An 11788-nucleotide genomic window follows, 5' to 3' on the forward strand; every position below is an offset into this window, starting at 1 on the left:
GCCTAAACTGTGGGGCGTTAACCCACAAGTGGCTAATCCACATCTTATTTATCCCGGCGATAGACTGACATTGGTATTTATTGATGGCCAGCCACGGTTAGTGACTAAGCAACACATAAAAAAGAGTCCAGAAGGGCGTTTAATATCGAAAAATGGTCCAATTCCGGTAGTCGACCTTGCGTTAATTAAACCCTATTTAGTACAGAACAGAGTCGTTGATCCAATGTGGTTAGCGGGATTACCGATAGTTATGAGTGGTGAGAGCCCATCAATTCATCATGTGGTCGATGACGTTGTATATGTAAACGCCAAGCTTGAACAAGGCCTTAAAGTAGCAATTTATCAAACTGGACGTGAGTTTTTTGCTCCTGATAACGGTGAATTACTAGGCCAAGAAATTATTTTAACCTCGAGTGGACGAGTTATTGAGTCTGGCGATATCTCGAAAGTTGAATTACTGACTAGTTTACGTGAAACCAAAGGTGGCTTTCATGTTGTACCTGTAGAAGATGAAGCGTTAATGTCAGCTTATTTTATGCCTAAAGCGGCAGACTTAAGTGTTGCGACTTCTATTATTGCTACAATAGGTAACATTCGTGAAGCCGGTAAACTAGACGTTGTCTATCTTGATCGCGGTGCCAATGATGGCGTAGAGACGGGGCATGTGTTTTCAATGTACCGTGATGGCGAAAACATTATTCTCGATAATGATGGTAACCCTGTCCGTCCACTTGACCGTTCATCTTATGATAAGTTTCTGGCGAATTTTTCAGATGATACTGTGTATAAAATGCCTGATGTTTTTCATGGTAATGTAATGGTTTTTAAAGTGTTTGATAAAACCAGTTTAGGGTTGATTATGTTTAATGATCGTCCGGTTCGAGTGGGTGATAAATTGGTTAAACCAGATCCCTTGGCTATAAAAGGTGAATAATTTCAGATAAGCTGGTCGACTGGCTAATTGTTAGTGCAGTATCTGGGCTAGGACCTGCTCGGATTCAACAATTATTAACTCAAATGGACGTTGAAGAGATTCGCCAACGTCTAGAGTTTGAACCGCAAGCCTTGCCTTTATCGGCAAGCCTGTTGGCTAAATGCCATATTGACTTTAATAAAGTAGAACAAGCCTTAACATGGCTTGATTCGCAACCTAATCATTACATTGTTACCCTCTCTGATCCGCTTACCCTCCATTACTTGCGCAAATTTCGGACCCACCACAGGTATTGTTTATTAAAGGATCGATAGCATCTCTTTTATTACCAAGTATTGCGATTGTCGGTAGCCGTAATGCCTCTAGAGGCGGCTTAGATATGACAGCAGAACTCGCGCATCATTTAGCTAATCAAGGTTTTTCTATTACTAGTGGCATGGCTACCGGTATAGATGGTGCCGCCCATAAAGCGACTTTAGCGGTTAATGGAACGACCATGGCTGTGTTGGGCAGTGGGGTTGAATGCATTTATCCTAAACGCCATCAAAATTTGTATCATGACATTATCAATACAGGTTGCGTCATCAGTGAATACTGGCCAACTATAGGACCTTTTGCTGGTAATTTCCCACGGCGTAATCGTATTGTCAGTGGCTTAAGCTTAGGTACTGTGGTGGTTGAGGCTAGTCGGAAAAGTGGTTCATTAATCAGTGCTAGGTTGGCTATGGAGCAAAACCGTGAAGTATTTGCTGTGCCTGGATCTGTGTTAGGAGGATATAGTCAAGGTTGCCATGATTTAATTAAAAATGGAGCAAAGCTTGTCGAGTCTGCTGCCGATATAATAGAAGAATTAGGTTGTTTATCAGATTATCACCTTGAACAATTGCATCTACGGCACCATATACAGGATAATGATACTAGTGATTTGCCATTCCCTTCGCTGTTAGCTAGTGTAGGATATGAAACTACTGCAATTGATGTGGTGGTTGAGGATAGTGGGAAACCGATAGATCTGGTGTTAATACAAATGCTTGAACTTGAATTACAAGGGTGGGTTGCAGCTGTGCCCGGTGGTTACGTCAGACTAAAGAGGAGTTAGCCATGTTTGATATCCTCATGTATTTATTTGAAAATTATGTTCATAGTGAAATTGAACTATTAGTTGATGAAGATGAACTCACTAAAGAGTTGACTCGTGCGGGTTTTCATCAAGTTGATATTATAAAAGCTCTTTCTTGGTTAGAGCACCTTGCTGATCTGCAAGAAAGCGATAAACCTTACTTGTGTAATCACGCTCAACATTCATTCCGTATTTATACTAAAGCGGAAATGGCTAAGTTAGATGTTGAGTGTCGTGGTTTTTTACTGTTCTTGGAGCAGATTCAAGTACTCAGTGTCGAAACTCGTGAAATGGTCATTGATCGTGTTATGGAGTTAGATGAACCCACATTAGGGTTAGAAGATCTCAAATGGGTGGTATTAATGGTACTATTTAATGTGCCAGGAAATGAATCAGCCTATGAGCAAATGGAAGATTTAATCTTCGAGCAGCCAGAAGGGCGTTTACACTCATAACAGAAAGGAGGCATAGCCTCCTTTTTTAGATCTACATCCCCAAGTTACCTGATGATTTTTAGTGCAGTGATAATTACTTGGTTGCCAGGCAAGATAATCATATGGATGGTTTAGTTATTCGATATCAACAATGATTACCGCAGTCTGGCGGGTAAATAAACTCGCCCTTGGCAGTCTAAAATGTTGAAAATGTCAGTGTATTACACTGCATTTTTGAACTCGAACTGATGATGAAAATCTGAATCCTGCATATTCAGGTAGTTTGACCATAAAATATTATTTACTGAGACCACCATGTCGAAAATTGATCAGCAGCTGTTTACTGTCCACGAGCATGCACTGGAGAAAGAGTTTGAACTTTGTCCTGTTTGTGGCTCAGAGCTGTCGGTTAAACACAGTAAACATGGCAGTTTTGTTGGCTGTAATAATTACCCTACCTGCGACTATACCCGGCCGTTAGTACAACATGAGTCGATCGAAACCCAAATTATCAGCGGTTCTGAATGCCCTAAATGTGGTAATGAACTGGCTGTTAAGTCTGGCCGATTTGGTATATTTATCGGCTGTACGCATTATCCCGAATGTACCCATATTGAAAAACATGATCACGCCAATGAAGCTGAGCAGATAACTTGTCCATTGTGCGCAAAAGGTCATCTAGAGTCTCGAACGAGTCGCTATGGAAAAACTTTTTTTGCATGCAGTGCCTACCCAAAATGCAAGTTTATCGTAAACTATCCCCCACATAATGAAACGTGTCCGGACTGTGGCTTCGGGATTTTAGTCGAACGTAAAGGTGCGGCAGGTAGCCGAGTAGAGTGCCCGCAAAAATCCTGTAAATATAAGCGTGCTTTATAGTTTTTATACCATTAATACCATGAAAGGAAATTCAATGTTGCAACTGCAGCCATCGGCTGTCGCCACCACCATACAACAAGGTGGCGTGATAGCTTACCCAACAGAAGCTGTATTTGGTTTAGGGTGTGATCCTGATAATGACAGTGCTATAGAGAAACTGTTGGCAGTGAAACAGCGTCCTTGGCAAAAAGGCTTAATTTTGGTGGCTAGTTCACTTGAACAACTATTACCTTATCTTGATATCACCCAATTAACGGAACAACAGCTTCAATTTGCTCAATCAAAGTGGCCTGGTCCATTTACGTTTGTGATGCCAATCCAATCACACGTATCAAAATTATTGTGTGGTGAGTTTGATTCTATTGCTGTAAGAGTATCTGCTCACCCAGTAGTGCGCGAGTTATGCAACACTCTCAATAAACCCTTAGTATCGACAAGTGCCAATTTAGCCGGTGAGCTGCCGGTGGTCGATGCACAACATATCATCACTGATTTTAGCGATAAAATTGATGCATTGATTTTAGGTAAGCTGGGCGAACAACGTCAGCCATCAACCATTATTGATGCTCGCAGTGGTCAAATTCTTCGTAATGGAAGCTAATATTATGTCAAACACTTCTTCCCATGTGCCAGACGCACAACAAGTAAAATCATTTTTGTTGGGGTTACAGCAAAATATTTGTCAGCGTTTAGAGTTGCTCGACGGTAAAGCGACTTTTAAAGCTGATTCGTGGGAGCGTGAAGAAGGCGGCGGCGGGACTAGTCGAGTATTAACTCAAGGCCAAGTATTTGAGCAAGCCGGCGTTAACTTTTCACATGTGATGGGGGCTGCTATGCCTGCATCAGCCACAGCACATCGTCCTGAGTTGGCGGGGCGTAGTTTTGAAGCGATGGGGGTGTCATTAGTTATTCACCCTAATAATCCGTTTATTCCGACGACTCATGCCAATGTGCGCTTTTTTATCGCCCGTAAAGAAGGTGCAGCTCCGGTATGGTGGTTTGGTGGTGGATTTGATTTAACGCCTTATTATCCCTTTAAAGAAGATGTTGTCAGCTGGCATCAAACGGCTAAAGATATTTGTGACCAATTTGGTGACGACGTTTATCCGAAGTATAAAAAATGGTGTGATGAATACTTCTTCTTACCTCATCGTAATGAAACTCGTGGTGTCGGTGGATTGTTTTTTGATGATCTAAACGAGCCAGGTTTTGAACGAAGCTTTGAGTTTATGCAGGCGGTAGGCAACGGCTTTATTGAAGCATATGCACCAATAGTCGAACGCAACAAAGAGTTAGAATATGGCGATGATGAGCGTCAGTTCCAGCTTTATCGTCGTGGTCGCTATGTTGAGTTTAACTTAGTTTACGATCGTGGCACTTTATTTGGCCTACAAACAGGTGGTCGAACAGAATCCATTTTAATGTCGATGCCACCTTTAGTTCGCTGGGAATATGCATTCACCCCTGAAGAAGGGACAGCAGAAGCTGAACTGTATGACATCTACTTAAAACCACAAGATTGGTTGGCTGCGGTCTAACGATTACGCATATTGTCAGCTAGTGTAGAAATAGCCTGAATAATCACTTGTTGATGTTCAGGCTTTTTTATGTTGTTTTGAATGGCTGCACGCATACAGATTAACCATTGATCTCGCATCGACTCGTCAATCGCAAAGGGCATGTGCCTTGCGCGTAAAGCCGGATGACCATGTTTTTGTTGATACAGTTGCGGCCCGCCTAACCAGCCACTTAAAAACTCATATAACTTTTGTTCCGATTCATGTAATGGTGAGCGATGTATCGCTAATAACGCTTGGGTCTCGGGGCGCGTTTGCATCTGTTGATAAAAGTCATGGGCAATCGCGCGGATCACCTTGTCGCCACCAATAAGTTCGTAGGCATTTGACTGCGTAGCGTCTCTGTCATCAATAGCTTGCTGTTTGGTGAATAATTTACGTAACCAGTTCATATTGTCTTTGTTTAAGTCAGTGTTTAATAATTTCAGGGTTATTATATCCAAATCAGTGTCATTGCAGGATCATTAATTGTTAATGTTTTGATACTAATTATTTAACGATTAGGCTGTATTTCGACAGTTAACTTGGTTAAATTAGTCGCAAAATAAGACAGGAGATCCTAATGGCAAAGTTAATGCCTTCTTTGGTTGCTGTGGCGTTATCAAGTGCAATTGCAGGTTGTAGCCCCGCAGAACAACAAGACCCAAAAGTGACAATTAATACCAACCCGTATCCAAGCACATATCAAATATTACCTAATTCAACGACATTGCTTAAAAATGCCATTGTATTAACCGGTACCGGTGAGCGTATTGATGATGCAGATGTATTAATTCAAGACGGTAAAATTAGCGCTGTGGGTCAACAACTCTCCGCTGAGGGGGCTGTTGTTATTGATGCAAAAGGTAAGTGGATTACGCCTGGTATTATTGATGTGCATTCACACTTGGGGGTTTATCCGAGCCCCAATGCCGAGTCACACAATGACGGCAATGAAATGACTAACCCGGTAACTGCCGAAGTATGGGCTGAACATAGTGTATGGCCGCAAGACCCTGGTTTCAATCGTGCCCGTGAAGGTGGAATTACAACACTTCAAATTTTACCTGGCTCAGCCAACCTGATTGGTGGGCGTGGTGTCACGCTCAAAAATGTTCCCGCGACGACCATGCAAGCGATGAAGTTTCCTGCCGCGCCTTATGGGCTAAAAATGGCCTGTGGTGAAAACCCTAAAAACCTTTATGGCAGCCGTAACGAATTACCGATGACACGTATGGGTAATATGGCGGGCTACCGCACTGCGTTTATCCAAGCTACAGAATATAAACGAGCTTGGGATAAATACGATGTGGATTACACAGCAGGTAAAAACCCTGTTGCACCTAAGCGTGACTTAATGAAAGACACACTAAAAGGTGTACTTGAAGGTGATATTTTAATTCACAATCATTGCTATAAAGCTGAAGAAATGGCGATGATGATCGACTTAGGCAAAGAGTTTGGTTATCACGCAGGCACGTTCCATCATGCAGTAGAAGCTTATAAAATTGCCGACTTATTAGCAGAAAACGGTAACTGTGCAGCAATGTGGCCAGATTGGTGGGGCTTCAAGCTAGAGGCTTACGACATGGTGCTCGAAAATGTTGCCATAGTCGATGCGGTTAAAAATTCTTGTGCCGTCGTGCATTCAGATTCTGGCGTAACCATTCAGCGCCTTAATCAAGAAACAGCAAAAATTATGAATAATGCTAATGATCAAGGCTTTGACTTAAAAGCTGAGTACGTGATTGGCTGGATTACTGTTAATGCGGCAAAATCGTTGGGCATTAGCGATAAAACCGGTTCGCTCGAAAAGGGTAAAAATGCTGATGTGGTCGTGTGGAATACCAATCCGTTCAGTGTATACGCTCAAGCCGAACAGGTATTTATTGATGGTGCAAAAGTGTATGACCGTCAAGACCCTGCCTATCAAGCGCAAAGTGACTTTATGTTAGGTCAACAATAAGGAGCAAGATCATGACACTATTTAAAAAATCGGTACTTGCTTTAAGTTTATCAGCCAGCCTTGTATTGAGTTGTGCTGTTCAGGCCAAAAGCGTAGCGATTATTCATGCCACAGTGCATACAGTAACAGAAAAAGGCGTACTAACAGATGCCACCGTTGTTATTGAAGACGGTACTATTGTGGCTATCAACCCAGCATCACCGATAGCCGATAGTGTGATAGATGCTAAAGGGGCAATATTAACTCCAGGCTTTATCGCTAGTATGAATGATTTGGGGTTAGTGGAAATTGGTGCGGTAGCATCTTCACGTGACGCTTACGAAAAAGAAGCCGATGTTATTTTCGATCCTAGTTTAGCTTACAATCCTAAGGCATCCACGGTGCCATTTGCTCGCAAGGGCGGTATAACTCGAAATGTAGTGTCATCTGGTGGCGGCGAAGGCATTTTTGCAGGACAAACATTTACCGTAGATTTAAGTGGTGATTGGGACAGTATGTTGGCCGCTAACACAGGGTTAGTCGTTGGGTTAGGTGCTATAGAAGAAGGATCGCGAGCTGCAGGAATGCAGCAATTAATCCATAAACTTGAAGATGCTAAAAAAGCGCAAAGTAAAAAGAGTAAAGGGAAGAAAAAAACTGAAGATGATAGTGAAGCACCAAGTCGTGAAGACGATATTATAAATGCAGTTCTCGCGGGTGAAAAATCATTAATTGTCGCTGTTGACCGTGCTAGTGATATTTTGCATTTAATTAAGCTCAAGCAAGATTTAGGTCTAGATCTTATTTTGGTTAATGCAGCAGATGCTATATTAGTGGCCGATAAGCTGGTGCAAGCAAGCATCCCCGTGGTTATTGACAGCATGCGTAACTTACCTGAAAGTTTTGATTCGTTGCATAATTCACTCGAAAATGCAGGTAAACTAGCGAAAGCGGGTGTAAAAGTAGCCATTACTTTACCTGGTGACAGTCATAGTATTTACGCATTACGTTTTAGTGCCGGTAATGCGGTTGCGAATGGGATGAACTATGATGATGCTCTGGCTTCTGTGACGGCAAATGTGGCTGATATTTTCCATTTAGATTCAGGACGGATTGCGGTTGGCAAGCCTGCTGACTTAGTGTTATGGAGCGGAGACCCTTTCGAGTTCAGTAGTAAAGTACAAAAGATGTGGATTGCAGGCGAGGAGCAAAGCACTGACAGTCGTCAAGACAAGCTGCGTGATCGCTATTTACAAAAAACGGCAATGCCTGAAGCATATAGCCGATAACATCTCACAATTTACGTGGGACGTTTCCCTTAATCGTTAATGGAGAGATAAAGCGAATGACAGATAAGTATGCTGTATTTGGTAACCCAATAGCGCAAAGTAAGTCACCATTTATACATACTGAGTTTGCCAAGCAAACTCAGCAAGACTTAAGCTATGAAGCCATTCTCGCGCCTGTCGATCAATTTGACTCTTCGTTAACGGCATTCTTTGCTGAGGGTGGTAAAGGTGCCAATGTTACCGCGCCTTTTAAAGAACAAGCATTTTCCATGTGTGACGAACTCAGTGAAATGGCTAAACTCGCCGGTTCAGTAAACACTTTATTTAATTTGCCCGATGGCAAAATTGGTGGTGACAATACTGATGGTGTTGGCTTGGTGAATGACCTAGAAATGCTATTTGGTTCGCTAAAAGGTAAGCGAGTGTTATTGGTGGGTGCTGGTGGCGCGGCAAGAGGCTGTATTTTACCTATATTGCAGCACAATGTGGCTCAGTTGATTATCTGTAATCGGACTCACGAAAAAGCAGAGCAACTTCAAACCTTATTCAATGAGTATGGTAACTTTTTTGCTAAACCCATTGAAGATCTAATATCGCCATTTGATTTAGTGATTAACTCAACTTCAGCAGGCTTATCTGGACAATTAATTTCCTTGCCTAGTGTTATCGTAGATGAAACCACAGATTGTTACGACATGACCTACAGCCAACAAACCACAGCCTTTAACCAATGGGCTCAAGAACAACACGCTCGTAAAACCGCTGATGGTTTAGGGATGTTGGTAGGCCAAGCTGCTAAAAGTTTTAGTTTATGGCGTGGAGTTACACCAGATACAGGTTCTGTTATGCGAAAACTGCGTGAATCATTAGTACAAAAGGCAGCGGACTAATGAATCAAAGCGTGATATTTACCGACCAAGTCTACATCGAAACCAATCAAGTGAAGTTTGTTGCTCAGCAGCAAGGAATGAATATCAACTGCTATGCCAGTTTCTCAATCATCAGTCAGCTTTGCGACAAGCAAGTTGTGAGTGGAAGTAATGCTGTGAGTTTATTTGAGCAATGTCGGTTTGACCTTGAAGACCAAGCAGAAGCATTGATTGAACAAGAAGCTTTTAGTGACAGTGGTGACATTGTTTTAGCTTAAGGCTAATTCAGTTTTTTCTTGAGTCGCTTTTGGCTATACATATTATTATCTGCTTGTTTAAACGCGCTAGCCCAATCTTGATTATACTGAGCAAATCCGTAGCTAAAATTAATCGCAGGGGTTAACAGTGCTAGGTCGTGCTGCAATTGAGTTATTTGCTGCTCTAAGACATCAATTGGGCCATGGCATAAAGCAATAAACTCATCACCACCATATCGAGCGACTAAAAAGTGAGGATGCCAGATTGATTTTAGTGATTGTGCAAAGGTCTTCAATGCATCGTCACCAGCCTGGTGTCCGTACTGATCATTTAACGGCTTTAAGTTATCCATATCCAAAATAATGATATAGCTAGCTAACTCTAGGTGGTAGTGCCATTGTAGAATGGATGCATCAAATTTTTTGCGGTTATACAGCTCGGTTAATCCATCGTAATCGGCTAGGAGCTCAATCTTTTTAGACTTTTGGTACAGTAAAATTGCGTTCGCGGCTTCTGATGTAAGAATATTAACCAGATTGATATCGTAATCTCCAAAGGCTTCCATCTTGCAACTGTCTAAGTTCATCATTCCATAAAGTTCACCATCAATACGGATTGGACTAGACAAGGTTGAACAAATTGGCTTTATTGAAGCATGTAAGAGTGCATGTTGATCTTCGGTTGTGAGTGTGCTTTTAGCATTGATGTTTTTCATATTGTTAATAACAACTGCTTTATCACACCGGCCATTTGTTCGTCGAAACTGAAAGGTCTCTTCTAAAGTAAAGTTGATTTTTCGAAGTGCTTCAATGTCTAAGCCCACAACTGATTCAAACTGTAATCTTTTAGTTTTTTTATCGACCAAAATAATACTGCCCATTTCTGCATCTTCTATAGCACTTACTGCTTTTTGTAATAAAGCGTCTAAAAAAGCCTTTTCAGAACCATATTGGCTAGATAAATTAACTAGCTCAAAAGTCGTATCGTTAATATGGATCACTTGTTCTAAATGTTGCCAAAGACGCAAAATATTTTGTTTGTGCATGTAATAAGTGATGCCATAGCTCAAAGCATAAACGCAACAAATAAGTATTAGATACAGATAGGATGTAGAACTATCAGATATGGCGAATGTGAAGATAATAAAGAACAACAATAAAGGCACAGCAAGTAGTAGTAAGTGACTCTTAAAGTCGAAATAGGCAATGTGTTTATTGTTAATGCTACTTTTAGTGTGCACTGTAATCATCCTTGGTAGAAAATCGATAATACTGTTTCGCATTAAACATGTTGATAGTCGTACCTCTACTCAAACGATAACATTAATGAAATGTAGATTAACTCAGATTGTGTGCATATTTTTATATAGTGACAAAATAATACAACATCCAAAATTGACTCTCTATCATATAAATCCATGTGAGTTTAGCAACGAATACCTTAAAGAATTGTGTGAGATGATTTGTTATGACAGGCGCTAAGTAGAATAGACCAACATCATATTGGCCTTTATCGTTTATATGAATCAACTCTACTGTTGTAAGTCGACTAAGTATTCATTTTTTAAACGAACATAGTTATCAGCAGACTGCGGTAAAAATGCAAGTTCAGCGTCAGTTAAAGGTCGAACTTGTTTGCATGGGCTACCAACATATAAATAACCACTCTGTAAAACTTTGTTGGGTGGCACTAGTGAACCCGCACCCACAATCACATCATCTTCTATAATCGCACCATCAAGTAAAATTGCACCCATACCGATTAATACACGATGGCCAATCTTGCAACCATGTAACATCGCCTTATGGCCAATAGTCACATCATCACCAATGATCAGTGGGTGACCATCAGGATTTGCAGCAGACTTACGGCCTACATGCAATATACTGCCATCTTGAACATTACTGCGTTTACCAATGCGTATCTTATTTACATCACCACGTGCGGCTACTAAAGGCCAAATACTCGCGTCATGGTCTAATTTAATGTCCCCAACCAGCACTGCAGACTCGTCAACATAGACGTTATCAGCTAAATCAGGGTGAATTCCTTGGTAAGTTCGTACATTCGTAGACATAACAATCCTTATATATTCATGGTTTGTGACAGTATAATGCTTAAAAACTAGCTGGTCAGGCTAAATTATCCGCAAACGAGTCAAAAATAACAAATAAGCCTTAAAAAGGCCTTGCGCTAAATCGTGTGGTGCCTATAATGCGCATCCACTGACACGGCAGACAGCGCAAGCGGTTACTGAGTCAGTTTGAATTAAGTGCTTCAAAACACAGAGTTCAAGGCGAAAAGAAAGTTTGAAAAAACACTTGACGCCAACACGGGAAAGCGTAGAATACGCACCCCAAGCCAACGACCTAGCGTCAGCGGCCGCTGAATGAAAAATCGAAAGATGTTCATGTTAGCAACGCTCTTTAACAATCTAAACAAGAAATCTGTGTGGACATTCACAGGTATTGAGTTATTCGAAATTGTCTTCTGTTCTTAGGAAT

Annotated in this window: 12 protein-coding genes and 1 pseudogene; 10 read left to right on the forward strand and 3 right to left on the reverse strand. The window is 41.4% G+C overall.

What is annotated here, in order from left to right; genetic code table 11:
* The 6 genes and pseudogenes from H5202_RS12245 to hemF all read left to right on the forward strand — a co-directional run.
* Nucleotides 1-934 (forward strand): peptidoglycan-binding protein LysM (locus H5202_RS12245; RefSeq protein ID WP_182772322.1); only part of this gene is annotated, 934 nt, incomplete at its 5' end.
* 83 nt (nt 935-1017) lie between these two features.
* Nucleotides 1018-2033: pseudogene (gene dprA / locus H5202_RS12250) on the forward strand (DNA-processing protein DprA).
* 2 nt (nt 2034-2035) lie between these two features.
* A complete protein-coding gene (locus H5202_RS12255; RefSeq protein ID WP_182772323.1) occupies nt 2036-2509 on the forward strand; it encodes a DUF494 family protein in 474 nt (157 codons plus the stop codon).
* A gap of 294 nt (nt 2510-2803) precedes the next feature.
* Nucleotides 2804-3367 (forward strand): DNA topoisomerase family protein, encoded by a 564-nt coding sequence (locus H5202_RS12260; RefSeq protein ID WP_182772324.1) that lies wholly within the window; start codon nt 2804-2806, stop codon nt 3365-3367.
* A 34-nt stretch (nt 3368-3401) separates the two neighbouring features.
* The gene (locus tag H5202_RS12265; protein ID WP_182772325.1) at nt 3402-3968 is read left to right on the forward strand and encodes an L-threonylcarbamoyladenylate synthase; all 567 of its coding nucleotides are present in this window, start codon (nt 3402-3404) and stop codon (nt 3966-3968) included.
* A gap of 4 nt (nt 3969-3972) precedes the next feature.
* Nucleotides 3973-4905, forward strand: coding sequence for an oxygen-dependent coproporphyrinogen oxidase (hemF, locus tag H5202_RS12270; protein WP_182772326.1), 933 nt, complete (start codon nt 3973-3975; stop codon nt 4903-4905).
* Here the strand turns inward: hemF and H5202_RS12275 are convergent.
* Entirely contained in the window at nt 4902-5336 is a 435-nt protein-coding gene (locus H5202_RS12275) for a group II truncated hemoglobin (protein WP_182772332.1), read from the reverse strand. The genes hemF and H5202_RS12275 overlap by 4 nt on opposite strands.
* Nucleotides 5337-5506: 170 nt before the next feature.
* Here H5202_RS12275 and H5202_RS12280 point away from each other — a divergent pair, with 170 nt between their 5' ends.
* The 4 genes from H5202_RS12280 to H5202_RS12295 are packed head-to-tail and all read left to right on the forward strand — an operon-like array spanning nt 5507 to nt 9304.
* A complete protein-coding gene (locus H5202_RS12280) occupies nt 5507-6889 on the forward strand; it encodes an amidohydrolase (protein ID WP_182772327.1) in 1383 nt (460 codons plus the stop codon).
* A gap of 11 nt (nt 6890-6900) precedes the next feature.
* On the forward strand, nt 6901-8157 hold the full coding sequence (locus H5202_RS12285) for an amidohydrolase family protein (protein WP_182772328.1): 1257 nt from the start codon (nt 6901-6903) through the stop codon (nt 8155-8157).
* A gap of 56 nt (nt 8158-8213) precedes the next feature.
* The gene (aroE, locus tag H5202_RS12290) at nt 8214-9047 is read left to right on the forward strand and encodes a shikimate dehydrogenase (RefSeq protein WP_182772329.1); all 834 of its coding nucleotides are present in this window, start codon (nt 8214-8216) and stop codon (nt 9045-9047) included.
* Nucleotides 9047-9304 carry a DUF1488 domain-containing protein gene (locus H5202_RS12295; protein ID WP_182772330.1) on the forward strand — a complete coding sequence of 86 codons (258 nt, stop codon included), beginning with the start codon at nt 9047-9049 and terminating at the stop codon, nt 9302-9304. Before aroE ends, H5202_RS12295 begins: the two co-directional genes overlap by 1 nt.
* Before the next feature lie 2 nt (nt 9305-9306).
* On the opposite strand, the gene H5202_RS12300 is transcribed toward H5202_RS12295, so the two are convergent.
* Nucleotides 9307-10524, reverse strand: a complete 1218-nt coding sequence (locus H5202_RS12300) for a sensor domain-containing diguanylate cyclase (protein WP_443019402.1) — start codon at nt 10522-10524, stop codon at nt 9307-9309.
* A gap of 291 nt (nt 10525-10815) precedes the next feature.
* Entirely contained in the window at nt 10816-11361 is a 546-nt protein-coding gene (locus tag H5202_RS12305; RefSeq protein ID WP_182772331.1) for a gamma carbonic anhydrase family protein, read from the reverse strand.
* Between the last annotated feature and the right edge of the window lie 427 nt (nt 11362-11788).

It is taken from the genome of Shewanella sp. SG41-4 (assembly GCF_014164505.1).
Taxonomy (GTDB): domain Bacteria; phylum Pseudomonadota; class Gammaproteobacteria; order Enterobacterales; family Shewanellaceae; genus Shewanella.

What these genes read in the sequence shown, in the direction of transcription:
- H5202_RS12280 (WP_182772327.1), top strand. Translation starts at nt 5,507, where the DNA reads ATGGCAAAGTTAATGCCTTCTTTGGTTGCTGTGGCGTTATCAAGTGCA.
- H5202_RS12260 (WP_182772324.1), top strand. Translation starts at nt 2,804, where the DNA reads ATGTCGAAAATTGATCAGCAGCTGTTTACTGTCCACGAGCATGCACTG.
- aroE (WP_182772329.1), top strand. Translation starts at nt 8,214, where the DNA reads ATGACAGATAAGTATGCTGTATTTGGTAACCCAATAGCGCAAAGTAAG.
- H5202_RS12285 (WP_182772328.1), top strand. Translation starts at nt 6,901, where the DNA reads ATGACACTATTTAAAAAATCGGTACTTGCTTTAAGTTTATCAGCCAGC.
- H5202_RS12255 (WP_182772323.1), top strand. Translation starts at nt 2,036, where the DNA reads ATGTTTGATATCCTCATGTATTTATTTGAAAATTATGTTCATAGTGAA.
- hemF (WP_182772326.1), top strand. Translation starts at nt 3,973, where the DNA reads ATGTCAAACACTTCTTCCCATGTGCCAGACGCACAACAAGTAAAATCA.
- H5202_RS12295 (WP_182772330.1), top strand. Translation starts at nt 9,047, where the DNA reads ATGAATCAAAGCGTGATATTTACCGACCAAGTCTACATCGAAACCAAT.
- H5202_RS12265 (WP_182772325.1), top strand. Translation starts at nt 3,402, where the DNA reads ATGTTGCAACTGCAGCCATCGGCTGTCGCCACCACCATACAACAAGGT.
- H5202_RS12275 (WP_182772332.1), bottom strand. Translation starts at nt 5,336, where the DNA reads ATGAACTGGTTACGTAAATTATTCACCAAACAGCAAGCTATTGATGAC.
- H5202_RS12305 (WP_182772331.1), bottom strand. Translation starts at nt 11,361, where the DNA reads ATGTCTACGAATGTACGAACTTACCAAGGAATTCACCCTGATTTAGCT.